The 26,387-nt window shown below is 69.9% G+C and carries 28 protein-coding genes and 1 tRNA gene; 10 read left to right on the plus strand and 19 right to left on the minus strand.

Annotation, left to right across the window (positions count from 1 at the left end; genetic code table 11):
• Nucleotides 1-85 precede the first annotated feature (85 nt).
• Nucleotides 86-454 carry a hypothetical protein gene (locus IE157_RS12930; protein WP_241247069.1) on the minus strand — a complete coding sequence of 123 codons (369 nt, stop codon included), beginning with the start codon at nt 452-454 and terminating at the stop codon, nt 86-88.
• Entirely contained in the window at nt 451-1,368 is a 918-nt protein-coding gene (gene mca, locus IE157_RS08940) for a mycothiol conjugate amidase Mca (RefSeq protein ID WP_094067098.1), read from the minus strand. Before mca ends, IE157_RS12930 begins: the two co-directional genes overlap by 4 nt.
• A gap of 160 nt (nt 1,369-1,528) precedes the next feature.
• Here mca and IE157_RS08945 point away from each other — a divergent pair, with 160 nt between their 5' ends.
• The 3 genes from IE157_RS08945 (at nt 1,529) to IE157_RS08955 (ending at nt 3,173) form a co-directional block, all read left to right on the plus strand.
• A complete protein-coding gene (locus tag IE157_RS08945) occupies nt 1,529-2,029 on the plus strand; it encodes a DUF4307 domain-containing protein (RefSeq protein ID WP_085106981.1) in 501 nt (166 codons plus the stop codon).
• 260 nt (nt 2,030-2,289) lie between these two features.
• A complete protein-coding gene (gene greA / locus IE157_RS08950) occupies nt 2,290-2,787 on the plus strand; it encodes a transcription elongation factor GreA (RefSeq protein WP_085106982.1) in 498 nt (165 codons plus the stop codon).
• A 170-nt stretch (nt 2,788-2,957) separates the two neighbouring features.
• Entirely contained in the window at nt 2,958-3,173 is a 216-nt protein-coding gene (locus IE157_RS08955) for a hypothetical protein (protein WP_064846168.1), read from the plus strand.
• 30 nt (nt 3,174-3,203) lie between these two features.
• On the opposite strand, the gene ilvA is transcribed toward IE157_RS08955, so the two are convergent.
• Together ilvA and IE157_RS08965 are read right to left on the minus strand one after the other, a co-directional pair.
• Entirely contained in the window at nt 3,204-4,451 is a 1,248-nt protein-coding gene (gene ilvA, locus IE157_RS08960) for a threonine ammonia-lyase (RefSeq protein ID WP_064846167.1), read from the minus strand.
• Nucleotides 4,452-4,601: 150 nt separating this feature from the next.
• Nucleotides 4,602-6,026, minus strand: coding sequence for an AI-2E family transporter (locus tag IE157_RS08965; protein WP_193519770.1), 1,425 nt, complete (start codon nt 6,024-6,026; stop codon nt 4,602-4,604).
• Between the two features lie 72 nt (nt 6,027-6,098).
• Here IE157_RS08965 and IE157_RS08970 point away from each other — a divergent pair, with 72 nt between their 5' ends.
• Entirely contained in the window at nt 6,099-6,701 is a 603-nt protein-coding gene (locus IE157_RS08970) for a nitroreductase family protein (protein ID WP_318281409.1), read from the plus strand.
• A gap of 105 nt (nt 6,702-6,806) precedes the next feature.
• Here IE157_RS08970 and IE157_RS08975 read toward each other — a convergent pair whose 3' ends face one another.
• The 5 genes from IE157_RS08975 to IE157_RS08995 all read right to left on the minus strand — a co-directional run bounded on the left by IE157_RS08975 (nt 6,807) and on the right by IE157_RS08995 (nt 11,829).
• The gene (locus IE157_RS08975) at nt 6,807-7,610 is read right to left on the minus strand and encodes a Bax inhibitor-1/YccA family protein (protein ID WP_035963708.1); all 804 of its coding nucleotides are present in this window, start codon (nt 7,608-7,610) and stop codon (nt 6,807-6,809) included.
• Between the two features lie 112 nt (nt 7,611-7,722).
• Nucleotides 7,723-7,796, minus strand: a tRNA-Leu gene (locus IE157_RS08980).
• Between the two features lie 60 nt (nt 7,797-7,856).
• Nucleotides 7,857-9,242 carry an NAD(P)/FAD-dependent oxidoreductase gene (locus IE157_RS08985; RefSeq protein WP_193519772.1) on the minus strand — a complete coding sequence of 462 codons (1,386 nt, stop codon included), beginning with the start codon at nt 9,240-9,242 and terminating at the stop codon, nt 7,857-7,859.
• A 72-nt stretch (nt 9,243-9,314) separates the two neighbouring features.
• Complete coding sequence (locus tag IE157_RS08990; protein ID WP_193519773.1) at nt 9,315-10,658, minus strand: S8 family peptidase; 1,344 nt, start codon at nt 10,656-10,658, stop codon at nt 9,315-9,317.
• A gap of 220 nt (nt 10,659-10,878) precedes the next feature.
• Nucleotides 10,879-11,829, minus strand: coding sequence for a Ppx/GppA phosphatase family protein (locus IE157_RS08995; protein ID WP_193519774.1), 951 nt, complete (start codon nt 11,827-11,829; stop codon nt 10,879-10,881).
• Between the two features lie 137 nt (nt 11,830-11,966).
• On the opposite strand from IE157_RS08995, the gene IE157_RS09000 reads away from it, so the two are divergent.
• The 6 genes from IE157_RS09000 (at nt 11,967) to IE157_RS09025 (ending at nt 14,905) form a co-directional block, all read left to right on the plus strand.
• Nucleotides 11,967-12,290: a hypothetical protein gene (locus IE157_RS09000; protein WP_193519775.1), complete on the plus strand. Its 324-nt coding sequence runs from the start codon at nt 11,967-11,969 to the stop codon at nt 12,288-12,290.
• Complete coding sequence (locus IE157_RS09005; protein ID WP_193519776.1) at nt 12,287-12,664, plus strand: cation:proton antiporter; 378 nt, start codon at nt 12,287-12,289, stop codon at nt 12,662-12,664. The genes IE157_RS09000 and IE157_RS09005 overlap by 4 nt, the downstream gene beginning before the upstream one ends.
• 163 nt (nt 12,665-12,827) lie before the next feature.
• Nucleotides 12,828-13,967 carry a proton-conducting transporter transmembrane domain-containing protein gene (locus tag IE157_RS09010; protein ID WP_318281410.1) on the plus strand — a complete coding sequence of 380 codons (1,140 nt, stop codon included), beginning with the start codon at nt 12,828-12,830 and terminating at the stop codon, nt 13,965-13,967.
• Entirely contained in the window at nt 13,967-14,251 is a 285-nt protein-coding gene (locus IE157_RS09015; protein WP_193519777.1) for a hypothetical protein, read from the plus strand. Before IE157_RS09010 ends, IE157_RS09015 begins: the two co-directional genes overlap by 1 nt.
• 124 nt (nt 14,252-14,375) lie before the next feature.
• On the plus strand, nt 14,376-14,597 hold the full coding sequence (locus IE157_RS09020; protein WP_193519778.1) for a hypothetical protein: 222 nt from the start codon (nt 14,376-14,378) through the stop codon (nt 14,595-14,597).
• The gene (locus tag IE157_RS09025) at nt 14,576-14,905 is read left to right on the plus strand and encodes a hypothetical protein (RefSeq protein WP_193519779.1); all 330 of its coding nucleotides are present in this window, start codon (nt 14,576-14,578) and stop codon (nt 14,903-14,905) included. The genes IE157_RS09020 and IE157_RS09025 overlap by 22 nt, the downstream gene beginning before the upstream one ends.
• A 132-nt stretch (nt 14,906-15,037) precedes the next feature.
• Here IE157_RS09025 and IE157_RS09030 read toward each other — a convergent pair whose 3' ends face one another.
• The 10 genes from IE157_RS09030 to IE157_RS09075 form a co-directional block, all read right to left on the minus strand.
• The gene (locus IE157_RS09030) at nt 15,038-15,592 is read right to left on the minus strand and encodes a DUF501 domain-containing protein (protein ID WP_085107017.1); all 555 of its coding nucleotides are present in this window, start codon (nt 15,590-15,592) and stop codon (nt 15,038-15,040) included.
• Nucleotides 15,589-16,218: an FtsB family cell division protein gene (locus tag IE157_RS09035; protein ID WP_064847171.1), complete on the minus strand. Its 630-nt coding sequence runs from the start codon at nt 16,216-16,218 to the stop codon at nt 15,589-15,591. Before IE157_RS09035 ends, IE157_RS09030 begins: the two co-directional genes overlap by 4 nt.
• Before the next feature lie 135 nt (nt 16,219-16,353).
• Entirely contained in the window at nt 16,354-17,637 is a 1,284-nt protein-coding gene (gene eno, locus IE157_RS09040) for a phosphopyruvate hydratase (RefSeq protein WP_035963725.1), read from the minus strand.
• A gap of 52 nt (nt 17,638-17,689) precedes the next feature.
• Nucleotides 17,690-18,592, minus strand: a complete 903-nt coding sequence (locus IE157_RS09045; RefSeq protein ID WP_193519780.1) for a MazG nucleotide pyrophosphohydrolase domain-containing protein — start codon at nt 18,590-18,592, stop codon at nt 17,690-17,692.
• 86 nt (nt 18,593-18,678) lie between these two features.
• Nucleotides 18,679-19,839 carry an adenosine deaminase gene (locus IE157_RS09050; RefSeq protein WP_098055418.1) on the minus strand — a complete coding sequence of 387 codons (1,161 nt, stop codon included), beginning with the start codon at nt 19,837-19,839 and terminating at the stop codon, nt 18,679-18,681.
• Nucleotides 19,840-19,842: 3 nt separating this feature from the next.
• The gene (locus tag IE157_RS09055) at nt 19,843-21,462 is read right to left on the minus strand and encodes a hypothetical protein (protein ID WP_193519781.1); all 1,620 of its coding nucleotides are present in this window, start codon (nt 21,460-21,462) and stop codon (nt 19,843-19,845) included.
• A 125-nt stretch (nt 21,463-21,587) separates the two neighbouring features.
• Nucleotides 21,588-21,995, minus strand: coding sequence for a cytidine deaminase (locus tag IE157_RS09060; protein WP_098055423.1), 408 nt, complete (start codon nt 21,993-21,995; stop codon nt 21,588-21,590).
• Nucleotides 21,996-22,137: 142 nt separating this feature from the next.
• Nucleotides 22,138-23,469 carry an ABC transporter permease gene (locus IE157_RS09065; RefSeq protein ID WP_064847175.1) on the minus strand — a complete coding sequence of 444 codons (1,332 nt, stop codon included), beginning with the start codon at nt 23,467-23,469 and terminating at the stop codon, nt 22,138-22,140.
• A complete protein-coding gene (locus IE157_RS09070; protein ID WP_193519782.1) occupies nt 23,466-24,677 on the minus strand; it encodes an ABC transporter permease in 1,212 nt (403 codons plus the stop codon). Before IE157_RS09070 ends, IE157_RS09065 begins: the two co-directional genes overlap by 4 nt.
• The gene (locus IE157_RS09075) at nt 24,674-26,371 is read right to left on the minus strand and encodes an ABC transporter ATP-binding protein (RefSeq protein WP_193519783.1); all 1,698 of its coding nucleotides are present in this window, start codon (nt 26,369-26,371) and stop codon (nt 24,674-24,676) included. Before IE157_RS09075 ends, IE157_RS09070 begins: the two co-directional genes overlap by 4 nt.
• Between the last annotated feature and the right edge of the window lie 16 nt (nt 26,372-26,387).

Below are 26,387 nucleotides of genomic sequence, written 5' to 3' on the forward strand. Positions count from 1 at the left end.
GCGGTTGCCCGCCACCGGGTGGTGCGTCGCTCCCAGGGGCGGGGCGCCCGTCGGGTTCAGGCGCAGGGCGGGGCGCCCGTGGCAGTCAGTCGCGGGGCGGACCGTCCCGGCGGTCACCCGCGCGAGGCGGGCGGGCGACATCGCCCTCGCTCGACCCACCGGTGCGGGACGTGCGCGACGGCGACGCCGCGGCATCGTCCGCGTAGCCACCCACGTGATCCTCCGCGGCGCGCTGCTCGGCGTACTGGGCGCGGTAGCGCAGTCGCCGGTTACGGCGGTTGAAGTCCATCACGAGCAGGACCACGGCGGCGGCCAGCAGGAACGTCATGAGGAAGCCCACGAGGCCCGGCGAGACCTGGCTGGGGTCCAACCCCGGGCGCAGGGTGTTCTCCGGACTCGGGGCCGGCGTCGCGGCGGTCAGGACGGTCAGCAGCGTGGACACGGGAAGGCTCATTTCCGGGGGGTCGAGGCGGCGTCGGTGACGCCCGCGAACAGATCCGTCTCGGGCAGGGAGGTCTCCACGCGGGACTCCGCGAGCGTGTAGTCCTCCCACGGCCACACTTCGGCCTGGGTCTCGGCGGAGACCGCGAAGAACAGGCCCTTGGGGTCCACCTGGGTCCGGTGGCTGCTCAGGGCCGCGTCCCGGACGGTGAACTGGTGCGCGCACTCGATCTTGGTGGTGGTCTCGTGGCGCGGCATGGGCGGGCGGTGGCCCTCCGGGTCCGACTCCTGGATCGCGGCGATGCGCTGGGCGTACGGGGACTGCAGTCCGCGGGCCTCGAGGGCCTCGTGCAGTGCGATGAACCGCTCCACGTTGAACGCGCGGTCGTAGTACAGCTTGGACGGGGTCCACGGCTCACCCGTTTCGGGGTACGCCTGCGGGTCCCCCGCGCGCTGGTATGCCTCCATGGCCACGTTGTGGGTCTGGATGTGGTCCGGGTGCGGGTAACCGCCGTTCTCGTCGTAGCTCAGGATCACGTGCGGGCGGAACTCACGCACCAGCTGCACCACGGGGGCCGCGGCGCGTTCGAGCGGTTGCAGGGCGAAGCACCCCCACGGCAGCGGAGGCAGCGGATCTCCCTCGGGCAGACCGGAGTCCGTGAACCCGATCCACCGGTGCTCCACGCCCAGGGCCTTCGCCGCCGCGGCCATCTCGTGACGACGCAGCCCGGGCAGGTCACGTTCGGCCCAGACGTCCCCCTCCATCTCGGCGTTGAGGATCGAGCCGCGCTCGCCACCGGTGCACGTGGCCACCATGACGCGCGCGCCCAGCTGGGCGTAATGTGCCATGGTCGCGGCACCCTTGCTGGACTCGTCGTCCGGGTGGGCGTGGATGGCCAACAATCGAAGCTGTGAATAATCCGTCACCGAACGGATGCCTCCAAGACGTCATCGCGGGAAAAATGCAATCCCCGGTATCTTACGCCGCTCGTGCTGCCGGAGCTGTCGTGCCCATCACGGCTGCCGCGCACCGCACGGCGACCGGTCTCCCAGAAACCACACACGCGCGCTGGGTACAGTGGGCGCCATGAGTTCTGCGACGCCCCGGCCTACCTCCCGGCCGCAGACGGGCGCCACTGCCCCCGGCACCTCCGCGATCCAGCGGGCGCTCGCACAGCGCTACGGGACCGGACACCGCGCCGTCGCCCGCTCCCCCCGCCGCGGGCCCAGCACCCGTGGCTGGATGCTGATCGCGGCCGCGGCCACGCTGGTGGCGGCGCTGTTCGTGGTGTGGATCGTGTGGGGCAACTCCCAGCGGCCCGTGTTCAAGGACGTGAGCTTCCAGATCACGGACTCGGGGCACGTGTACGCGGACTTCGACCTCACCAAGGACCCCGACCAGACCGTCACGTGCGCGGTGGAGGCCCTCAACGAGCAGTACGCCGTGGTGGGTTGGACCGAGGTCACGATCGGCCAATTGCCGGACGACCAACTCAACGGCCGCACGAGCACCCACCGGGTGCCCCTGCGCACCACGAACCTGGCCACGACGGCGGGGGTCGACTCGTGCTGGGAGAGTGCTGGCTGACCCTCCCGCGGTGGTCGGGTAATTCCTGACTGACCATCCGCGCAGCTTCGGACCGGCCACATCCGTGACGGCAACCATGACGTCGGATTGCACGACCCACCGCACCCCCGCACGCGCTTTGGGCCGCGGGCGCGGACTCCACTAGACTGGACGGAGATCACATCCCCGACCCGGACGCGCTGGGCCACTCGGCTCGCCCCGGGGCGGGGTTTTTCTACACGTGTCCGTCAGGGCGACGGACACCAGAGAACGGAGGCACCGTGGCTACTAATGAGGGAGCCTGGCTCACCCAGGAAGCCTACGACCGGCTCAAGAAGGAGCTTGACCACATCTCCGGGCCGTACCGCCAGGAGATCGTGGACCGGATCGAACAGGCGCGTTCCGAGGGGGACCTCAAGGAGAACGGCGGCTACCACGCTGCACGCGAGGAGCAGGGCAAGAACGAGGGCCGGATCGCCCAGTTGACCCAGCTGCTCGAGAACGCCCAGGTGGGCGAGGCCCCCGCGGACGACGGCGTGATCGAGGCCGGCATGGTCGTGACCGCGGAGATCGCGGGCGACGAGATGACCTTCCTCATGGGTTCCCGCGAGGTCGCCGAAGACCTCACCGGCGGTTCGGACCTCGAGGTCTTCTCCGAGCGCTCTCCCATGGGTGCCGCGATCAACGGCCACAAGGTCGGTGACACCGTGAGCTACAAGGCCCCGAACGGCAAGGACATCACGGTGAAGATCCTGAAGGCCAAGCCCTTCAGCCGCTGATCGACCCCGGTTCATCACGAAGGCCACCTCGCACGTGCGAGGTGGTCTTCGTCGTGCGCGACCCGATGCGGCCCAGGAGTCTTACGCGGCTCGACACGGTCCATGAGTCGCCCGGGTGTGGCCCGTAGGATCGAAGCACGCCCCGTCGAGCCTCGCTAGGAGTTTCCCCCGTGGTCACACACTGGAACCGGACCCCCAACTCGTGGACGGTCCCGCTGATCATCCTCACCGCGCTGCTGGGGATCGCCGCGATCGTCGTGCACTTCCTGGGTCAGGACGACCCCGCACTGAACGCGACCGGCGGCCTGCGCAACATCCTGTGGTTCGCCACCTTCGTGGCCGCGTTCGTCACGTACTTCACGGCCCGGCGCGGACGACGCCGCTGACGCACGCGCACCGCGCGGGTCACCTCCCGCTCAGTGCACCACCACGGGTCGGTAGCCGTGGGACTCCAGGGCGTCGATCACGTGATCGCAGTGCCCGTGGCCCTTGGTCTCCATGTCAATCGTGATGGACACGTCCCCCATGGACAACGAGCCCCCGATCCGGGTGTGATTCACCCCGGTCACATTGGCGTCCATGTCCGCGATGATCTGTGAGATCTGGGCGAGCTCACCGGGGCGGTCCGTGAGCATCATCTTGATGGTCATGTAGCGCCCCGCCGCGGAGAGACCCCGCTGGATCACCTTGAGCATCAGCATGGGATCGATATTGCCGCCCGAGAGCAGCACGACAGTGGTCCCTAGATCCGGGTACTCACGCTTGAGCGCCCCCTCGAGGATCGCCGCCACACCCACGGCACCCGCGGGTTCCACGACCATCTTGTTGCGCTCGAGCATGAAGATCAGCGCCTGGGCGAGCGAGTCCTCGGAGACCGTGACGACGTCGTCCGCGAGGTGGCGGATCACGTTGAACGGCAACTGTCCGGGCCGGCCCACGGCGATGCCGTCCGCGATGGTGGAGACCTTGGACAGCGTGACGATCGCGTCCCCGGCGAGCGAGGGCGGGTAGGCCGCGGCGTTCTCCGCCTGCACCCCGATGACCCGGATGTCCTTGCCCTGCTCCTGTGCCTTGGCCTTCAGCGCCACGGACACTCCCGCGAGCAGCCCTCCCCCGCCCACACCGGCGATGACGGTGTCCACGGTGGGCAGCTGGTCGAGGATCTCGAGACCCAGGGTGCCCTGGCCGGCGATGATGTCCGGGTGGTCGAAGGGGTGGACGAACACCGCGCCGGTCTCGTCTGCGTAGCGCTGGGCCTCTGCGAGCGCCTGGTCCACGTTCGACCCATGCAGCACGACCTCCGCACCGTGGTCCTGGGTGGCCGCGATCTTGGGCAGGGCCGCTCCGCGGGGCATGTAGATCCGCGCCGTGATCCCGAGTTTCGCCGCCGCGAGCGCCACGCCCTGCGCGTGGTTGCCGGCCGACGCCGCCACGACTCCCCGTCGCTTCTCCTCGTCGGAGAGCTGGGCCATGCGCACGTACGCGCCGCGGACCTTGAACGACCCGGCGCGCTGGAGGTTCTCGCACTTGAGGTAGACCTCGGAGCCGAGCATGCGGGACAGCGCCCGGGAGTGCGCGAGCGGCGTCGTCTCGATCACCCCGTCGAGCAGCTGCGCGGCGTGGCGGACGTCGGCCACCGAGACGGGCAAATCAGTGAGGCCCACAGAGAACTTCTTTCGTGGTAGTCGGCCGTTGCGGCTCGTTCGAAACGCGCGAACCCGGGGTGGATCACGACCTCGAGGCTCGGCGCGGACACACAGAACGCGGCGTCCGGGGTGAGGACGCCGCGTTCCATGGTATTACGCCGTGCGGGACTAGACGTTCCGGGAGTCCCCCGAACCCACCTCGTCCGCCTCGATGGACGCGTTGTGCTTGGTTTCCTTCTTGTGCTTCTCCTCGCGCTTCTTCTCCGCGTTCTGGCGCTCACGATGGCGCTTGCCGCGGAAACGCTGCAGCTGGGCCATGACCTGTTCGCGCGTGAGGTCCTGCTTCTTGGCTGCCTTCTTGATCTCCCACGGGTACATGAGGGGCTGCCACGCGATCTCCTCGTCCCGCTCCCAGGCGCGGCTGCCGAGGTAGCGGATGATCGTGTTGAGCATGGCCATCAGGGGCACGGCGAACAGCGCACCGGCGATCCCGAAGAGCACGCTACCGGCGGCCACCGCCAAGAACACGGCCACGGGGTGCAGGGCCACGGCCTTGCCCATCACGAGCGGCTGCAGGACGTTGGACTCGACCTGCTGGACGAGCAGCACCACACCGAGCATGGCGAGCGCGATACCGGGCCCGATCGCCACGAGGGCCACCAGGACGGCCACCGCACCGGTCACCACGGCACCCACGATGGGGATGAAGGACGCCAGGAACACCAACACACCGATCGGCAGCGCCAGCGGCACACCCAGCAGGAACGCACCAAGCCCGATACCCACGGCGTCCACGAACGCCACGAACACCTGGATGCGCACGTACTGCGCGAGCGAGATCCAGCCCTTGCGCCCGGCACCGTTCACGGCGGGGCGGGCGCGGCGGGGGAACAGTTTGACAAGGAACAGCCAAATGTTCTCGCCGTCCATGAGGAAGAACAGCAGGACGAACAGCATGATGATCGTGCCCGTGACGATGTTGGTCGCCGTGGAGCCGAAGGTCATCGCGCCGGAGAGGATGGCGTCCGAGTTGCGCTGCAGCGTGGCCCCGATGTCCGAGAGCCACTGGTTGATGTTGTCCGTGGAGATGTTGAGGGGGCTGTCCTCCAGCATTCCGATCAACTGCTGGAAACCGGCCACCGCGCTGTCGGAGAGCTGTGCGAAACCGGCGATCATCTGCTGACCCGCGAGCACCAACAGGCCCAGAACCCCCAGGATCAGTCCGAGCTCCACGGTGATCGCGGCCAGCGCGGACGGGAAGTGCTTGGAGCGCAGCCAGCGGACGGCCGGCGAGAGCAACCCCGCGAGCAGCGCGGCCAACAGCACCGGGATGAACACGGTGGTCACGTGGCTCAGCAGCCACCCCACCACACCCACACCGGCGATGATGAGCAAGATCCGCCACGACCACGCGGCCGCGATCCGGACCGGGGTCGTGACCATGGTCTGCGCGTCAGGGGCGTTGGGCCCCGTGGAGGGGGGCGACGCGCCGTCGTGCTGGGTGACGAGTTCGGAGGATGTGTCGGACTGGGGACGTTTGACCACGGGGTTCGGGGATGAGCCCGCGTGGGACGTCGTAACACTGGATGGCATGCCCTTATCATGACACCATCGCGCAACGTGCTGATACCGGCGTGCGGGGCCGAGGGTGACAAAATGGGCGTCATGTCCACCACACTGCTGCGCGTCCTGTCCCAACGCCGCCCCGCGAGCGTCCTGACACAGGAGGCCCCGCGGCGTGAGGAGCTCGAGGCCGTCCTGCGGGCCGCCGCCGGCGCCAAGTACGACGAGCGCCCCACGGGTTGGCGCGTGGTCGCGACGAGCGGGCAGGCCGCGTCCCTGCTGGCCGCGGCCATGGCGGGCCTCACGTCCGTCCCCGCCCTCTCGGGCCCCGTCCCCCGGTTGAAGGGTCGCAAGATCCGGGTCCTGGCCGCGTATCGCGGGAGCCTGCAGTGGGCGTCCCGGGGCGGGGTGGCCCTGGCCATCATCTTCCGCCACCACCCGGAACTGCCGCAGTCCAAGAAGGACCAGCGCGGGGACGTGTACGCCGCCCGCGGGATCCTCGAAGCCGCGTTCTACGCGCAGGGATGGGCCACCGTCTGGTCCCATCGCGAGCCCTACGACCGGGACGTGGTGCGCGAGTTCTACGGTCTGGACGAGCACGAGGAGATCCTGGGCTGGCTGTTCGTGGGACGAGCCACGAGCAATAACATCCCCGCCCGCGCGATCAACCTGCCCCCGCGCGAACTCGAGATCCGCTACATGTGAACGATCCCCACAACGCGAGAAGCGGCGACCCACTGGGCCGCCGCTTCTCATTCCGGCGTACGTCACCGGGCCCTGAGGGCCCCGAGCGACGCGCGGGGATGGGAGTCAGTCGCTCATGGAGCGGATGATCGAGAGCACGCGCAGGATCTCCACGTAGGCCCAGATCAGGGTCACGGTCAGCCCGAACGCCGCGGACCATGCCGCCTTCTTGGGGATACCGCGCTTGACGCCGTCGCTGATGTTCTCGAAGTCGAGCACGAAGCTGTAGACGGCCAGCAGGATGGCGATCGCGCCCACGAACAGACCCAGCGGGATGCCGAAGATCGTGGCGTCGTAGCGCATGTTGTAGCCGCCCAGCAGGCTCGTGCCCAGGTTGACCAGGGCGAACAGTGCGTAGGCCAGCAGTGCGACCATGAAGAACTTGGTCACGCGCGGGGAGGAGCGCAGCACGCCCACCTTGTAGAGCACGAGTACGGAGACGAACACCGCCAGGGTGCCGATCACCGCCTGGACCACGATGCCCGGGTAGGCGCCCTCGAACATGCGGGAGATGCCACCCAGGAACAGGCCCTCGGCGAGCGCGTAGAGCGTGATCAACAGCGGGCTGGGCTCACGCTTGAACGCGTTGACCAGACCCAGCACGAGACCCACGATGGCGCCCGGCAGCGCGAGCACCGGGGCGACCCAACCCACCACGGCCGTGACGATTACGCAACCGAGCACGAGCGAGGTGCGCATGACGACGTCGTCGTAGCTCATGCGTCCGGTGCGGTCCGGACCCGCGGCGGGCGCGTTGTAGAGGTTCTCCAGGTTCTCGGGTGAGTAACGGGGGTCGCGGGAGATATCCGGGGTGGTCGCGGTGCCGTTCTTCTTGTTGAAGTCGCGTAGCAGTGGGTTTCCGCCGGCCATGGGACGTCCTTTCGAGGCGTGGGCGAGCTGTTCGTTCAGCCTAACATTGACGCGTCACAGGAACCTGGGAGTTTGTGCTGAGCGAACAGGGCCCCCGCGGGTGCGGAATCGGTGCCCCCACTGGGACTCGAACCCAGACTGAGCGGATTTTAAGTCCGCTGCCTCTGCCGATTGGGCTATGGGGGCGTGACCGAGCCGGTGAGTCCGCGCGGGTGCGCGGGCCCACCGGCTCGGTGCGATGGAGTGTTACAGGCTCGCCTTCTCGGCCGGGACGTCCGCGCCCGCGGCCTTCTGGAAGGCACGGCGGGGGTCCCGCAGGTGACGCAGCGGGGTGGTGTCACGGCCGAAGAGCAGGTTCACTCCCCACTCCGTGAACACCCGCACCTTGCGCTCCACCGTGGGGATCGCGTACCCGTGGTAGAGGCGGTGCATGGCCCACGCCGGCAGACCGCCGAGGTCGATGCCGCGGATGGTGGCGGCACCCTTGTACAGACCCAGACCCGCCACGGACCCGAGGTTCTCGTGATAGTAGTCCTCGAGCGGCTCGCCCTTGTGCGCGGCCATGATGTTCTTGGCCATGGTCGCGGCCTGACGCACGGCGTGCTGCGCGTTGGGGACGCAGAACCCGCCGGGGCCGGCGCCCGTGAGATCCGGGACGGCGGCGATGTCACCGGCGGCCCAGGCACCCTCGAAGGGCCCGTCGTCGCCGGTCACGCGCAGGTCCGCGCCCACGCGCACGCGTCCGCGGTCGTCGATGGGCAGGTCGCTGTTCTTGGCGAAGGACGCAGCCTGCACGCCGGCCGTCCAGATCAGGGTGTCCGTGGCCATCTCGCCGGCCGGGGACTTGTCCTGCATGTTGATGAGCTTGACCAGGTCACCGTCCACCTCGGACAGGGACGTGTTCAGCAGCACCTCGATGCCGCGGGCGCGCATCTCGGCCACGACCTTCTCGGCACGGTCCTCGGAGACCTCGGGCATGATCCGGCCCATGGCCTCGACCAGCACGAAGCGCAGGTCCGAGACCTTCAGGAGGTCGTTGCGCTGCACGGCCGAACGCGCCATGTCCTCGAGCTCGGCGATGGTCTCGGAACCGGCGTAGCCGCCGCCCACCACGATGAAGGTCAGCGCCTTGCGCTTCTCGTCCTCGTCGTTGGTGAGGGAAGCCACCTCGATGCGCTCGAGCACCCAGTTGCGCACGGACACGGCCTCTTCGATGGTCTTCATGCCGATGGCCTTGTCCGCGAGCCCCGGGATGGGGAACGTGCGGGTGTTGGAACCGCCGGCGAGCACGATCTCGTCGTACGTGAGCTCGAACTCGGGGCCCTCGTCGATGCCGTGGACGGTGACCGTACGGTTGGCGTGGTCGATGCTCTCCACGCGGCCGGTGATCAACTCGCAGTCGGCCAGGTGCTGACGGTGCGGGATCACGGCGGAGCGCGCCTCGATGTTGCCGGCCGAGACCTCGGGCAGGAACGGGAGGTAGGTCATGTACGGGTTGGGGTCCACCACCGTGACCACGCCGCCGGACTCCGTAATGCGGGTCTGCAGCTTCTGCGCCAGTGTGAAACCGACGTAACCGCCACCCACGATGAGAAGGCGCGGACGGTCCTTAGCAAGTTGATTGAAAGCCATACCCGAAAGCTTACTCACCGTGGCACGGTTTTGCCGACGCGGTGTCAGCGGCCCGGTGAGCTGATCGTGAAATCAGCGCGAGAGCCTGCGGATGTGCAGGACCGCGGCCACGGTGAGGCCCGCGACGATCACCCCGAAGCTGACGAGGATCACCACGGGTAGCGCGCCGGTCTCGTTGAGGGGTGCCTGCGCCACGGGTGGGGTGGCCTCCCCGGTCACCTGCCGCGTGTCCGGCGCGGGCGGGGTCGGGGAGCTGCTCGGGGTGGGTGTCTGCGAGGGCGGGCGGTTCTGCGCAATCCATTGCCGCACGCTGCCCAGGGGATTGATGTCGGAGATCCGGACGTCGTCCTCTACGGCCGCGCGCACATCCAGGATCCCATACCCGTAGAGCGGGTCCTTGCCCTGCGCTCCCGCGTCGTGCGCGGTGTCCACGATCCGCTGGGCGATCCCAGCGGCCGTGAGGTCGGGGTGCTTCTGCTTGATCAGCGCCGCTGTCCCGGCCACGAGGGGCACAGTGGCGGAGGTCCCGGACCACCGGGCGTAGCCGTCCCCTGGGATCGCACCCACCATCTCCTCGCTGGGCCCGGCCACCGCGATCGAGATGCCCTGGGAGGACGAGTCCCAACTCGCCGTGCGCGACCGGTCCACGCCGCCCACGGACAGCACCCCCGGAATCGTGGCGGGCGCCCCCACCTGGTTGAGCCCCGAGCCCCGGTTGCCCGCCGCCGCGACCACGAGCACACCCTTCTCCTCCGCGTACGCGAACGCCGAGTCCCACGCGGGGGGCCACCCCGTGGCGTTCGAGCCCAGGGACATGTTGATCACGTCCGCGCCGTGGTCCACGGCCCACCGCACGGCGTCCGGGATCTGTTCGTCGATGTCGCGGGCGCCGGGGTGCTCGCTGCCCACCCACAGGGACACGGGCAGGATCTCGGCCTCCGGGGCCACGCCGATGATGCCCCGGGTCCCGCCCGGACCGTCCTGGTTCGCGGGTCCGTGACCGCGTCCCGCCGCGAGTGAGGCCACCAGCGTCCCGTGTTCGGGTTCCGCGCCCAGACCATCCTGGCCGTTGGCCTTGCCCACGCCCGAGACGTCCGTGCCCTCACCAACTGCGTCCTTGAGATCCTGGTGGGAGCCGTCCACGCCGGTGTCGATCACGGCGATCTTCACGCCCTTGCCGGTCGCGGACTTCCACGCGTCCCGCACGCCGTAGTCGTCCAGCCAGTACTCCTCCTGGCGCACGTCCACCGGCTCCACGGGGACCTTGCCGTTCGGGGGCGGTGCCACGGGGGTCTCCACGGGCACCGACGGCGCGGGCATGGGTTCCACCGCGAGCGCCGGGGCGACACCGGTCCCGCCGAGCAGTAGGCCCACCGCGGCGAGTGACAGCGCACCGCGTGTTCTCAGCCGTCCCATGACCCCTCTGCTTTCCCGCGCTGCACGCGCGTTCCCGACCGCTCCCGGCGGCCGACGTTCCGGCCCCCCGCCCGGCGTCACGACGACGTCGCCCGCTGACCCGTCTGCTCCGGCTCGCTTCCGCTCCGGGCCCGTCCACACCGGGTGCCGGCGCGGGCGTCCGCTCCCCCGCGCGCCCGCGGGTGGTGTGCCGGGGTGCAACGGCGACCGGCCCGTGATCTCAGGCCGCGAGGGACAGGGCGATTCCGTCCAAAATATCGTGTTCGCTCGCGGTCACGGTGCTGACGCGCCCGTTGGTCGCGTCCGAGACACGTTCGATGATCCGGCGCCACACGAGCGCACCCGCCCCGATGACGTCCACGCGACCCTCGTGCATGAACCCGAGCTCGGCGCGTTCCTCCCGCGTCATCCCGGTGAGCTCCCGGCACGCGCGGATAACGACGTCGCTGTCCAGGACGCTGCCGTTGATCCGGTCCTCGTCGTAGCGGCTCAGGCCCATGGCCATGGCACTGACCGTGGTGACCGTCCCGGCGACACCCACGAGCCGGGTGGTCAGTTCGAGCGGTACGGTGCGTGCCACGGTGTCCATGGCCTCGTCCACGTCCCGCAGCACGAGGCGTTGCTGTTCCTCGGTGGGCGGGTTGGACCCCAGGTGGCGTTCGGTCATGCGCACGCACCCCACGTCCACGCTGCGGGCGGCGATCACGTGCTCCGGAGACCCCAGGACGCACTCTGTGGAACCGCCGCCCAGGTCCACCACGAGCACGCGGTCCTCCGGGGTCAGTCCCGCGGCCGCATTGAGCGCGCCGCGGAATGACAACGCCGCTTCCTCGTCACCGCTCACGACCTCCGGGGTCACCCCCAGGCGGGACCTGATCCCGTCCACGAAGACCTGCCGGTTGCCGGCGTCGCGCGTGGCGGACGTGGCCACGAACCGGACGGCGTCCACCTTGTGCTTGGTGATGAGCCGGGCGTACTCCTCGGCGGCGGCGAAGGTCCGCTCCAGGGCGGCCTCGGCGAGCCAGCCGGTGGCGTCCACACCCTGGCCCAGGCGCACGATGCGCATCTCGCGCACCCTGTCCTTGAGCTCGAGGTGGCCGTCCTTGTCCTTCACGTCCGCGATGAGCAGACGGATGGAGTTCGTACCGCAGTCGATGGCCGCAACGCGCATGGGTGATGGATCCTCGGTTCGGTGGGAGCGTGCCGGTTGACCGGCCCGGCACCAATTTACCCGCGTCGCGGGGCACTTCCGTCCCCTCCCCCGTAAATCACCTGCGCAGCCGGTGACCCGCGATCCGAGGAGCCGATGTGTTCGAGATCCTGCTCACCACGGTCTTCGTGGTGCTCCTGGTCGATGTCGTGGTCGCGTTCGTGGTCACGGCCCGCCGCCCCGTCACCGACCGCTGGCTGTTGTCCCTGCTGCTGAGCGGTACCACCGGCGCCGCGCTCGTCGTGCTGCTGACCGTGCTGCTTGGCCCCGCGGCGGCGTCGCGATTCCCGGACGTGGCCGTGGGGCTGATCGGGCTGGCCTCGCTCACGGCCGTCGTCCGACTGACCGCGGCGCGCACCCCCGGTGCCGCTCGGGGCGCGAGGACGAGCCCCGCGCCGCTTGGAGGCGGTGCCGGCGCATGATCACCGGCCTCAGCGCCGTCCTGATCGTGTGCGGAGCGTTGTTCTTCACCGCGGGCACGGCAGCGTTCATCCGGTTCCCGGACATACGCAGTCAACTGCACGCGCTCACCAAGGCGGACAACCTGGGCCCGGGACTCGTCATGGTCGGCGCCGCCGTGTACCTGGGGAGCTGGTCCACCGCGGCGTTGCTCGCGATCGCGTGGGTGCTCATCCTCGGCTCGGCGTCCGTCTCGGCGCACGCCCTGACCGCGCGGGAAGCCACGGAGCACGACGCCGCTCGCACCCTTGACGGCCCCGGCGCCTCCCCCGCGGTGGGCGAAATGGGGTTCCGCTCGCACGGTGAGCGAGTCCGGCACTGCCCGCACGGCAAATGAGTCCAGCGCGCCGGGTACCGCGGACCCGAGGCGGCCCGCCCCGTGACCGAACTCACCGCCCTCGACGTGGCCCTCGGCGTCGCCGTACTCGCGACCACCGCGGCCACCGTGTTTCCCCCGCGCGCAGCGTGCAGGCCATGTCCTTCCTGGGTCTGGGGTGCTCGTGATCCTCGTGTGGCTGCGGCTGGGCAGCTCGGACTCCGGCGGTGCGTTCCAGTCCGGGGCTGTGCTGGCGGGCGCGCTCATCCTGCTGCGCAGCGCCGGGGTGCCCCTGGACCGGCTGACCGGCCGGTGGCTACGGCCCCTACTGATCGTGGGCGTGATCGGTTTCATCATGACCGGGGCGCTGGCCGTCTCGCTCGGTAACGCGCGGCTGCGGTGGTCCCCGGAATGGTCCTTCGCGGCCATGCTCACCGTGGAGATCGCGCTGACCGCCGGGATCGTGCGCGTGGTGGACGACGTGTACGGGATCTACGTGGCCTCGGAACTTGGCGTGCTCACCCCGTTGCTGATCGTTGCGTGCTTAACCATCCTGTACGGCTGCTACCAGGCCCGGCGCCAGGAGGACCTCAAGAAGCGGCTCGCGTACTCCACGGTCTCGCACGTCAGCTACGTGGTGGTCGGGATCTCCCTGGTCACGCTCGCGGGGACCACGCGCGGTGTGGTGCACCTGGTGCACCAGGGACTCATGAAGATCGCCCTGTTCTTCTGCGCGGGACTGTTCGCCGAGGCCCTGGGCATCACCAAGCTCTCGCAGATGCACGGTCTGGGTCGGCGCATGCCGTGGACCTCCGCGGCCTTCACCGTGGGCGCGTTCGGCATGATCGGTCTGCCCGTGACCGCCGGTTTCGTGTCCGAGTGGATGCTAGGCCTGGGTGCCCTGGAGTCGGAACACCCCTGGGTCGTGGGCGTGCTGATCGCCTCGTCTCTGCTCAACGCCATGTATTTCCTGCCGGCGGTCTACCGCATGTGGTTCCGCGACCCCGCTGACCAGGACGCTTCCCCGGCGACGGCCAGGGACGGCTCGGTGGCGGGGTCCGAAACCAGCACCGCGGGGCCCGGGGACAGTTCGGCGACACCGTCCGAGGACGGCACCCCGGTGGCGTCGGACAGCAGCACCGCGACGTCCGACGGCAGCACAGCCGCGCAGCCCGGCGCGACCGTCGTGGTGCGGGAACCGGCCAGTCTGCTGGTGCCCACCGTGATCACCGCGGCCGCGTCCGTGTTCGTGGGCCTCGCGGCGTCGCTCGAGTTCGCGCCGCTGCAGATCGCCCGCCAGATCGCAGAGGAGGTGCTCGGCTGATGCTCTTCGCCCTCACGTTCCTGGTCCCGATCGCGGTGGTCGCCGTCGTCGTGCTCGCGGGAGTGCTGCCGGCACAGCGCGCGGCCCCCGTGCGCCGCGGCGCCGCCCTATGTGCCGCACTGGCCGCGGTGCCGGCCGGGCTGCTGGCGGTGTTCGGTGACCGCGAGTCCGTGGACGTCCCGTGGTTGTTGTTCGGCGCCCGCTTCTCGGTGGACGCCGTGGCCCGGCCCCTGTTGTTGATCGCCGCGCTGCTGTACGGCGGGTCCCTGCTGGCCCTGACGTAGCTCAAACTGCGCCACACCGAACGGCACCAGGGTGCGCTCACCGCCTTCATGCTCTTGTCCTTCGTGGGCAACATCGGCACGTACCTGGCCGCCGTCGCTGGCCCCGGACGCGTTCGACACGTACGTGTCCAAACAAGCCGTATCACCCATCTCCGTACTGGGAGGGGGCCTGGACTCGATCCTGCCGCTCGTGGCCACCGGTTCCACCCTGCTGCTCATGCGGTTCACATGGCTGGTATGGACGGCGGAGCGCGATCCGCGTCGCAGGCCCGACGGCGAATTGGTCTCGTGGTTGCTCGTGGCCGCGGCGGGCATCGTGGTGCCGTGGCTCGTGGGCGAGCGCTGAACCCCGCGCGCGGCGGTGTGGACGTGGCGCTGCGTGCCCTGAAACCCACGGTGGACGCCGATCCCCAGGTGGTCGTCGCACCCCTGGAACTCCCGCCGGGAGCCGCGCGACAGGTGGCCCTGATCCTCATGCCGGGCTCCATGATCCAGCGGATGATCACCGAGGACGGGGAACCCGCCCACGAGCCCGATCACTCACCCACGCACGTGGAACTGCACACCCTGTCCCTGTCACTGGGGCCGACCGGCCAGTGGCGGGAACTGCAGCACCGCACCCGTCACGCCGTGGACCCCGACCCGGGACTCTGACCAGCGAACGCGCCACCGCCCATGCCCGCGGTGGTCACGGCACACGCATGATCGCGCATGAGTGATCGGGGCAGTCATGATCGGACCGCCCCTCGGGAACGTCACCCCACCGGGGCGAACGCCGTACGAGGGTCAGTCCGCGCTGCGCCACGCGGGATCGCATGCGCAGTGGTCCCGGGACCAGGTGTCGGAGATCAGCTCGAGGGTCTCGTCCCCCAGGGGGTTCACCCCCGGACCGGCCGCGAGGCTGTGCCCCACGAGCACGTGCAGGCACTTCACGCGCGTGGGCATGCCGCCCGCGGAGATCCCCTCGATCTCGGGAACCTCGCCGATCCCCGTTTCCTCCCCGATCCGGCGCCGCTGCTCCAGGTAATGCTCGTGCGCGGCCCGGTACCGCTCGGCGAGTTCCGGGTCCTCAGTGATCCGGTCGGACATGCCGTACATGGTGCCCTCGGCCTCGAGCCGGGACACCGCGGACGTGATCACGGGGTGCGTGAGGTAGAAGACCGTGGGGAACGGGGAACCGTTGCTCAACCGGGGGGCCGTGGCCACGACCAGCGGGTTCCCGCACACGCAGCGCGCCGCGATCTCCACGACGTCCCGCGGGGGCCGACCCAGCTGGTGTCCCACCACGGTGCGGTCCTGATCGGTCACGGACGGGCGGTGTTCATGGGCCGCTGCGGTCACTGATTGCCACTTCCTCGGGTCTGCGGTTCAAGGGTGATCTGTTCGGGCGGGTACGCGGAGTCCACCACGGACTGCCACAGCCCGTCCGCCCACGCCGGCTTGCTAGCCTCGACCTGCTCGGCGGAGGATTCGACGCTCTGGCGCACGCCCGGTTGCGCGCCGAGCACCAGGTAGGCGTTCTCCCCCGGCATCACGTAGGACATCCGCTCACGCGCTTGTTGCTCCACGTAGGAGTCGTCCCCCCACAGTTGTTCCTCGTGCTTGAGCTGCTGTTGTCGCTCTTGTTCGTGGGCGATGCTCTGCTGCAGCGCGGAGATCTGCGCGCGCTGGTCGAAGAAGATCTTGGTGGTGGGCGCGGCCAAGAACACGATGAGCGTGGCCACCACGATCAGGGCCACGAGGCGCCCGTTGAACGAGTGGGCGGGTGTGGGGGCCGCGAGCGTCGACGAGCCGCCAGCGCTGTCCTGGGAGGGGGTGTCCCTCAGCGAGTCCCGTTTCGCGGACCGTTGCGTGTCCCGCGGAGGGTTGCGCCGAGCGTCCCGCGAGCGCCCGCCGCGCGGTTCGCGCGGGGTGTCGTCAGCGGGCTCGGGGCCCATACGGGGGATCCGCGGGCGGGGTCCGACCATGGGTGCCTCCCGGGTGACGTGGGTGGTTCGTGCTCGGTCAGTCTACCCGCAGCACGACGCCGCCCGGCCCCGGGAACGGGGGCGAGCGGCGTCGTCGTCAGGGAACCCACGGCGGCACGGGGGCCGCCGCACAGCTCACTTGCCGGTGAAGCGGGGGAACGCGGAGGCACCGGCGTAGGTCGCGGAATCGCCGAGCTCCTCCTCGATGCGCAGCAGCTGGTTGTACTTCGCCACGCGCTCGGAACGCGCCGGGGCACCGGTCTTAATCTGACCCGCGTTCACGGCCACGGAGATATCGGCGATCGTGGTGTCCTCGGTCTCTCCGGAACGGTGGGAGATCATGCAGCGGTAGCCGTTGCGCTGGGCGAGCTCGATCGCGTCGAAGGTCTCGGTGAGGGAGCCGATCTGGTTGACCTTCACGAGCAGGGCGTTGGCCACGTGCTCGTCGATGCCGCGACCCAGGCGCTCCGGGTTGGTCACGAAGAGGTCGTCACCCACGAGCTGGACCTTGTCCCCGATGTGCTCGGTGAGCGCTGCCCAGCCCTCCCAGTCGTTCTCGTCCAGGGGGTCCTCGATGGACACGAGCGGGTACTTCTCGACCAGCTCGGCGTAGTACCGGGACATGTCTTCGGCCGAACGCTTCTGGCCCTCGAAGGTGTAGGAACCCTTCTCGTGGAACTCGGAGGACGCCACGTCCAGGGCCAGCGCGATCTCCTGACCGGGCTTGTACCCGGCCTTCTCGATGGCCTCGAGGATCAGGTCCAGCGCGGCGGCGTTGGACTCGAGGTTGGGCGCGAAGCCGCCCTCGTCACCCAGACCGGTGGACAACCCGCGGTCCTTGAGCACGGACTTGAGGCTGTGGTAGACCTCCACACCCCAGCGCAGGGCCTCGGAGAACGTGGGAGCACCGATCGGGGCGATCATGAACTCCTGGATGTCCACGTTGGAGTCCGCGTGGGAACCGCCGTTGAGGATGTTCATCATGGGCACCGGCAGCACGTGCGCGTTGGGCCCGCCCAGGTACTTGTACAGTTCCAGGTCCGCGGAGCTCGCAGCCGCACGGGCGATCGCCATGGAGGCGCCCAGGATCGCGTTGGCGCCCAGCTTGGCCTTGTTGTCGGTACCGTCCAGTTCCAACATGGCCTGATCCACGGCGCGCTGGTCGGAGGCGTCCAGGCCCACCACGGCCTGCTCGATCTCCTCGTCCACGGCGTGGACGGCGTCCAGCACGCCCTTGCCCAGGAAGACCTTCTTGTCGCCGTCGCGGCGCTCCACGGCCTCGAACTCACCGGTGGACGCGCCGGAGGGCACGGCCGCGCGCCCGAAGCTGCCGTCCTCGAGCAGTGCCTCAACCTCGACCGTGGGGTTGCCACGGGAGTCCAGAATCTGGCGGGCTTGCAGCGCAATGATCATTGCCATGAAAATCTCCTTGTCGGTCGTCGACCCGTGGGGCGGTCCCCCGGTCTTTAGCCTACCGAGCGTCGCTGGGTGCGGGCGATAAAGGTGCGTCGTGGTCACGCACGAACCGTCGCACCGCCGTCCGCAATGCGCGCTCGGCGTCGAGGCCGCGCGCGGAGCTGTCCTGCACGCGGCGGAACAACTCCTCCCCCAGCGCGTCCTCCTCCGCCTGCCGGTCCTGCTCGTCCGACTCGGGGCGCGGTTCCGGGAGCCCGGCCACGCCGTGCCGGCGCGCCTTGGACAGGGCCTTCTCGGCGTACGCGAGCGCGGGCAGCGCCGGCGGGATGCCGTCGAAGATCCGCGTGCGCTGGGGTTTCTCGCGGCGTTTCACTGCGTCCCAGCGCGCGGCGAGTTCCGCATCGCTCGGTGTCCCGTTGCCGACGACGACGCTGCCCGCGCCCGTCACATCCGAGCCAGTGCCGCCTGGGCTGGCACTGTCCAGGGTGGTGCCCTCGACAACGGTGCTGTCCGCAGCGGTCGCCTTCACGGCGCCCGCAGTCGCAGCGGTCGTCCCCGCGGCCTGGCGCGCCGCGGCGTCGTGGCCCGGTGGGAACACCGCGGGGTGGCGCCGCACGAGCTTGTCCGTGACCGCGGCCAGCACGTCCGAGATGTCGAAGCGCTGCCCGTCGGGGTGTTCCTGGCCGATGCGCGAGTGGAAGACGACCTGCAGCAGCACGTCCCCGAGTTCCTCCACGAGCTCGGTACGACGCCGCTCGGACGGCTCGAGCGCCTCGACCGCCTCCACGACCTCGTAACTCTCCTCCACGAGGTAGCGCAGCAGCGACTCGTGGGTCTGGGCGGCATCCCACGGGCACCCGCCCGGCGAACGCAAGCGGTCCATGACGGCGAGCAGCCGCTCGAACTCCGCGCCCGGTGCGGAGCCTCCGTCCGGCACCGCCGGGTCATGGGCGGTCATGTTCCCCGTCCTGGCTTTCTGCGCCGACTCATCGTGCGGGGTCACAGACCCCGCGGACGCCTCTCGTGTCGGTTCCTCGGGCGCCGTCATGCGTCCTCACCCGTCACGTGGCGTTCGAGCCATTCCTGATAGGCCCGCGGCACGAACGCCGCGCGGGCCGCGTTGCGCTGCACCGCGACCAGATCGGCCTCGTCCCACCCCGCCTGCTCACGCAACAGCTCGAGCTCGTTGCCCACGGAGGTGTCGCTCATGAGCCGGTTATCCGGGGAGATCGTGACCGCGAAGCCGTGCCGCAGAAACCGGGTGGCCGGGTGATGAGCGATGTCGTCCCCCCACACCGCGCTCGCACCGGTCTGCAGGTTGGAGCACGGGCAGACCTCCAGCGCGATCCTGCGGTCGCGGATCCACCGGGACAGCGGCGACCGCGCATCGGGGTCCTCGTTGAGCAACCGCACGCCGTGACCCAGGCGCAGGGCGCGTCCGGCGGTGAGCGCATCCGCCATGGACTCCGCACCGTCCGCTTCACCCGCATGCAGCGTCACGGGGATGAAGTTCTCCGCGAGCAGGTCCAGGGCCGCGCGGTGATCCGACGCCGGGAAACCACGCTCGGGTCCCGCTAGGTCGAACGCGACCACGGACCCGGGTGCGGGTTCGCTGGGGACGCCCCCGTGCGCCGTCGTGGTGTCCGACGCCGCGTTATCGGATGCCGCGGCGCGTACGCGGCGCACCACGAGCTCGGCGATCTCGAGAGAGCGGTCCAGGTGGCGCATGGCGCACAGGATCTGCACGACTGAGAGGTGACCGCCCGCGGCCTTGACCTCGGCCACGCCCTCGGCGAGACCGGCCTGCACGGCGTCCACGGCGGCGTCGAGCGTGAGGCCACCGGCCACGTGCTGTTCCGGAGCCCAGCGCACTTCCGCGTGCACGATCCCGTCCGCCGCGCAGTCCGCGACGTACTCGCGGGCCACCCGGCGCAGCGCGTCCGCGGTCTGGGTCACGGCCACGGTGTGCGCGAAGGTCTCCAGGTAGCGCTCCAGGCTGCCCGAGTTGGCGCTCTCCCGGAACCAGCGACCGAGTGCGGCGGGGTCCGTGGCGGGCAGCTCATGACCGATCCCGGCGGCGAGGTCGATGATCGTGGCCGGACGCAGCGCGCCGTCCAGGTGATCGTGCAGACAGATCCGGCGGTGTGGCCCGAAGCCCCCGTCCGTGGTGCGGGCGGGGGCCTCGGGAATGGTGCGGGACGTCATGGATCAGTAGTTCCAGTCCTGCAGGGCGTCGTTGACGTGCTCGGGGATGTTGGAGCCGGTGCGCGGGTACATGCGCAGTTCCTCGAGGTAGTTCTGCCCCGGCAGGCGCTGCTCATAGCGCACGAAGGCCTCCTCGTCCGAGTAGTCGAACGTGACCTCGGGCGGGACGCCCGGGCGGAAGCGGAACATCATGGCCAGCGGTGCGCCGGAGCCTTCCACGTAGGAGTCGTCCTTGAGCTCCTGGACCTTGAGCAGTTCCTCCGGGACCAGCTCGAAGGTCGGACGCTGATCCCAGAACCCGTTGAGGCGCACGTGGGTCAGCGCGTCGTAGTACGTGCCCAGAGCGCGCACGCGGATCAACACGGTGGAGACGTCCCGCGCGGTGCCCTCGGAGTCGAACAGGTGCCGCTGCGCGTCCGCCAAGCGGGAGACCACGTCACCCGTGGTCAGCGCGAGGTTGCCCGGGGCCAACGCGTCCGGGTCGAGTCCCTGCTCCGGCTCGGCCCCGCGGTACGACGGCGCCACGTCCGTGGCGAGCGCGACCTGCGGTGCGCTCGCGGGGTCGTCCTCAGCATCCTGCACAGAGGCGGCGGACACGAGGTTCTCGGCGGGTTCCGTGCCGAACTCGGACTCGTCCACGTGGGCCGGGAGGTCCTCGGGGCTGGACTCATCGTTCTCGGTGGCCCGTTCCTCGGTCGCGTCGATCACCTCGGGACGATCCTCGGTGCTCTGCGCGACGGGCTCGGCGTGGAGGGCCGACTCCCGCTGCTCGAACTGTCCCCGCTCGTCGAGCGGCTCCGACCGCTGGGGCTGCTCGGCCTCTTCCTGCTGCGCCGTGAGCTCGGCGGCATCCCGATCGGCCACCGCGGGCGTCTCGAGGGACTCGTCCTGCACGACCGGGGCCGCGTCACCGGCCGTGAGCACCTCGCCGTCCTCGACGGGTTCGCTCGGCCCGTGCTCGGGCACCACCCGCACGGCGTCGTCGTCGCCCTGGGTGGTGTCGGCCGGGACTGTCCCGGCGGCGGGCCGGGAGTCCTCGGCGAGCGCGCCGTCGACGACGGGGGCCCCGGCCACCGGGGCATGCTGCGACGCCTCCGCCGGGGCGCCGTGCACGTACTGCTCCGTGCGGGACTCTCCGTTGGGGAAGTCGTAGGTCACGGTGATCTCGCGCTGCCCGTCGTGCGGGTTGGCGGCGATCAGGTCCAGCTGACGCCACGGCCCCACGGGGGTGTTCATGGCCTGGGTGTAGAGATCCGCGACGTCGTCGAACAGCGGCGAGCCCTGGTCCACGGTGCCGTTCTCGACCTCGTCCTGGGCGTCCCCGACGGCCTGGCGGGTCTGGTGCGTCATGATGTTGCCCGACTGCACGAGGGTCAGCCGCGCACGGTCCGCGCCGCGGGACAGCAACAGCTCCACGAGGTTGCGCAGCGCACCGGACTCCGGCAGGGCGACTGCGTTCGGATCATGACGACGCGGCGCGTTCTCCTGCGCCTGCTGCGGTGCCTCGGGAGCGCCCTGCGCGCTCTGGGGAGCGGCCGCAGGGTCGACGGGGCGGGCGCCGGGAGCCGGCTGGGGTGTCGGGGTGTCGTTCTTCTTGCTGCGGAACAGATCTCTCAGACCCACGTGTTCGTTTCCCTTCCAGAGCCGGGCTTGGTTTCCTGCAAAGTATAGGTGGCGCGGACTCCACGGATACCGGGAACCGGGCCCGTGCGCCGGTCCGTGACGGGCTCGACGTCGCTTCGCCCCGGTTACAGGTTCTCCGGCCCGAACGCGTCCGGGAGCACCTGGTCCATGGTGCGGACCCCGCTGACCGTGAGCAGTTCCATCCCCGGGGCCCTGTGTTCGTAGAGCAGCTGCCGGCAGCGCCCGCACGGCATGAGCACCTCCCCGTGGCCGTCCACGCACACGAACGCCACGAGCTTGCCCCCGCCGGACATGAACAGCGCGCTCACCATGGAGCACTCGGCGCACAGGGTCACCCCGTAGGACGCGTTCTCGATGTTCGCGCCCGTGACCACGCGGCCGTCGTCCACGAGTGCGGCCGCCCCCACCGGGTATCGGGAGTACGGCGAGTAGGAGTGGGCCAGGGCGTCCGTGGCGGCACGCTGCAGCTCGCGCCACGTGGCCTCGTCCACCGGGTTGCGGGTGCCACTCATGATCGTTGCCTCTCCTCGTCGCTCGAACGTCAGGATTGTCCGGTTCCGGAACTGCTCGGTCTCGCGTTTGCACCACCGGTCGACGACGCCGCGTGGCCATGCGAGCGGCGCACGCGGCGCCGTCGTCGTACCGCGGTGCGCGTCATTCCTTGGTGTACGGCTCGCCCGAGGCGGCCGGGCCGCGGGAACGGCCCACGAGACCCGCCACCGCGAGGATCGTGACCACGTACGGCAGCATGGCCAGGAACTGGCTGGGCACAGGGGTGCCCAGGAAGGACAGGATGGATTCCAGGTTGGATGCGAACCCGAACAGCAGGGACGCGAGCAGCGCACCCACGGGGTTCCAGCGGCCGAAGATCAGCGCGGCCAGGGCGATGTACCCGGCGCCCGCGGTCATATCGCGCGTGAACGCGGAGACCGAGACGAGCGTGTAGAACGCCCCGCCCAGACCGGCCACGGCGCCGCCCAACAACACGTTGCGCACGCGCAGCGCGTTCACCGAGACGCCCAGGGTGTCCGCGGCCTTGGGGTGCTCCCCCACCGCGCGAGTACGCAGACCCCATCGGGTCCGGTACAGCGCGAACCACACCACGATCACCGCGAGGTACATGATGTAGCCGATCACCGACTGGTCGAACAGCACGGGGCCCACCACGGGGATTTCGGCGAGGACCGGGATGCGCACGTGCGGCAAGCGGTCCGGTGCGTTGAAGGACGCGGCGTTGGGCTCGAGCACGGTCGCGAAGAGGAACCCGGTCAGGCCGGAGACGAGCACGTTGAGCACCACGCCCACGATCACCTGGTTCACGCGGTAGCGGATCGCGAACAGCGCGAGCACGGCGGAGACCAGCACCGCTCCCAGCATCGCCGCGAGCAGACCCACCCAGGGGTTGCCGGCCACGGTCCCGGCGACCGCGGCGGAGAACGCACCGAAGAGCAGCTGGGCCTCGATCGCGATGTTCACCACGCCCGAGCGCTCACACAGTAGACCGCCCAGGGAACCGAACACGAGCGGCGTGGCGAGTGCTACGGACCCCGCGAGCAACGCCGTGATGGAGATGCTGGGCGTCTGGGCGGTGCTCACGATCCACACCAGGAACCCGGTCACGAAGAAGAAACCGGCCACGATCACCGCCCAGCGCGGCAGCTTGCGCGCCTGCACGGCCGCGTACACCGCGAGGGCGGCGAGCACGATCGTGACCACCCAACCGTAGGGGGCGGAGGGCACGGAGACGTCGGGCAGGCGGATGGCATCGCCGTCGTTCGAGACCCGGAAGTCCACGCTCTGCCCGGAGGCGTTCAGCGCGAAGACGATCAGGGACACGAGCGCCAGGACACCCAGGCCGATTGCGGGCCGCAGGGTCCGCACACCCACGGCGCGGTTCGCGGCGGAGGTGGCCAGAGAGGCTTCGGGCGCGGGCTCCGGGGATCCGGACGTAGGACCGGAGGGCTGCGAAGTGATAGCGGTACTCACGCGGCGGCCTCCTTCGAGCGACGGGTGGCGAACTTGAACAGCGGGGGCAGCGCCACGAACAGCACGATCAGGGACTGCACGACCAGCACGATGTCGATGTTGGTCCCCGTCATGGACTGCATGGTCACGCCACCGGCGCGGAAGGCCCCGTAGAGGATGCCCGCGAAGAACGTCCCCCACGGGCGCGAGCGGCCGAGCAGGGCCACGGTGATCGCGTCGAAGCCGAAGGACGCGGCCACGCCCGAGGTCAGCGAGTGTTCCGTACCGGCGATTTGCGCGGTACCCGCGAGCCCGGCCAACAGGCCGGCGAGGAGCATGACGACGACGAACCCGCGGGTCACGGAGATGCCCGCGGTACGCGCGGCGCGGGGGTTCGCTCCCACGGCGCGCAGCTCGAAGCCCACGGTGGAACGGTTGAGCAGCCACGTTACGGCCACGGTGGCCAGCACGGCCACCACGAAGCCCCAGTGCAACCGGAAGTGGTCACCCAGCAGCTTGGGGAACATCGCGGTGTCCGCGACGGGCGGGCTGATGGGGTTGGACGAGCCCTCGCGCTGAAACCCCGGCAGCGTGAGCAACCACGCCACGAGGTTCAGGGCCACGTAGTTGAGCATGATCGTGAGGATGACCTCGTGCGCGCCCGTGCGCGCCTTGATCAGTCCCACGATCCCGCCCCACACGGCACCGCCCGCGGCGCCGGCGACGACGACGGCGAGTAGGTGCAGTCCCACGGGCAACTGCCACGCGAAACCGACCCACGCCGCGAGCGTGGCACCGATCAGGATCTGTCCCTGGGCGCCGATGTTGAACAGCCCGGCCCGGAACGCGAGGGCCACGCCCAGACCCGCGAGGATCAGGGGGGTCGCCACGGTCAGGGTCTCGGTCAGCGGGTACAACCGGTCCGCGAGCGTGCTGCCGTTGGGGTTATACACCGCGCCGTAGAACATGGCGATGTACGCGCTCGAGGCCGCTCGCCACATCGCGGAGAGCGTGTCCCCGGGGCGGGCGAAGAAGTACCCGGCGGCCTGGCGGACGCGCTCGTCCGTGACTGCGATCAGCAGCCCGCCCAGGATCAGCGCCACGACGACCGCGAGCACCGACTGCAGGGTGGAGCCCAGCAGGGTGCGGCGCGGGTCCTCGGCGGAGAGTTCGGTGGGTGGCGGGGCCGAGACCTGATCGGAGGTGGCCGGTGCGGTGGACGCGCTCATGCCGTGCGGTTCCCCTCGGGTCGGTCGGTGGTTCGGTCGGCGGGGTGGGCGCCGGGATCGAGGCCGTCCCCATCCAGGGTGACGGCAGCGGCGTCGCCCGCGTGAGCGGGAGCGGTCGCGGGTGCGGCCGTCGAGCCGCCCGCCGGGGACCCGCCGTCGTCGTGCGAGTGATCCCACGGCGCGGGCGGCAGCACGCTGTCCGCGGGCTCACCGGCCATCATGCGCCCAAGGGCCTCGCGCGGGGTGTCCGGGCCCACGATACCCATGAGGCGACCGTGGAAGAACACCGCGATGCGGTCCGCGAGTGCGTAGATCTCGTCCAGTTCGGTGGACACGATGAGCACCGCGGTGCCCTTGTCCCGCTCGGCCACGATGCGCTTGTGGATGAACTCGATGGATCCCACGTCCACACCGCGCGTGGGCTGGGACGCCACGAACAGTTTGAGGGGCCGCCCGAGCTCGCGGGCGATCACGACCTTCTGCTGATTGCCGCCGGACAGCGTGGCCACCGGAGAGTCCACGGATCCGGTGCGGATGTCGTACTCGTTCACCTCAGAGCCGGCGTGCCCACTGATCGCACCGAGGCGCAGGGACGGTCCCGCCGCGAACTCCCGTTCCCGGTAGCGGTCCAGCACGAGGTTCTCGGCCACGGTGAAGGTGCCCACGAGCCCGTCCGTGGAACGGTCCTCGGGCACGAAACCCACACCGCTGGCCAGAATCTCCCGGGTGCGCAGCCCCACGAGTTCCTGCCCGTCCAGGCGCGCGGAACCGCTCACCTGCTCCTCGAGTCCCACGAGGGCCTGGGTGAGCTCGGTCTGTCCGTTGCCCTGCACACCGGCCACGGCCAGGATCTCGCCGGGCGCGACGTCGAAGTCAACATTGTCCAGCAGCACGACGCCGTTGTCCCCCACCACGGTGAGCCCGCGCACCTCGAGCGCGGTCCCGGTGGTGTGGGCGGTGTCCTTGGCCACGGTCAGGGAGACGTCCCGGCCCACCATCAGGGCCGCAAGCTCGTCCGTGGACGTTTCCGGACCCACCTGGCCGACCACTTCCCCGCGCCGGATCACGGTGATCACGTCCGACACCGCCCGGACCTCGCGCAGCTTGTGGGAGATGAACACGATGGACGTGCCGTTGTCCCGCAGTTGCCGCATGATCTCGAGCAGCTCGTCCGTCTCCCGGGGGGTCAGCACGGCCGTGGGCTCGTCCAGGATCAACACCTTGGCGTCCCGCACGAGGGCCTTGATGATCTCGACCCGCTGCTGGACGCCCACGGGCAGGTCCTCGACCACGGCGTCCGGGTCCACCGCGAAGCCGTAGCGTTCGGAGATCTCCCGGATCCGGGCCCGGGTGGTCTCCAGGTCCAGGGACATCCCGCGCGTGTTCTCGTGACCCAGGGCCACGTTCTCGGCGACCGTGAAGACCGGGATCAGCATGAAGTGCTGATGCACCATGCCGATCCCGGCCGCCATGGCATCGCCGGGGCCGGAGAAACTGACGGGCGCGCCGTCGATCTCGATCGTGCCGGACGTGGGCTCGTACAGCCCGTACAGCACGTTCATGAGCGTGGACTTGCCCGCACCGTTCTCACCGAGCAAACAGTGGATCTGATGTGGTTCCACCGTGAGGTTCACACGGTTGTTGGCGGTGAAGTCACCGAACTTCTTGGTGACGTCCGTCAGTTTCAACTGCACTGTTCTGCTCCTGCCG

Source organism: Kocuria marina, assembly GCA_014652975.1.
Taxonomy (GTDB): Bacteria; Actinomycetota; Actinomycetes; order Actinomycetales; family Micrococcaceae; genus Kocuria; species Kocuria marina.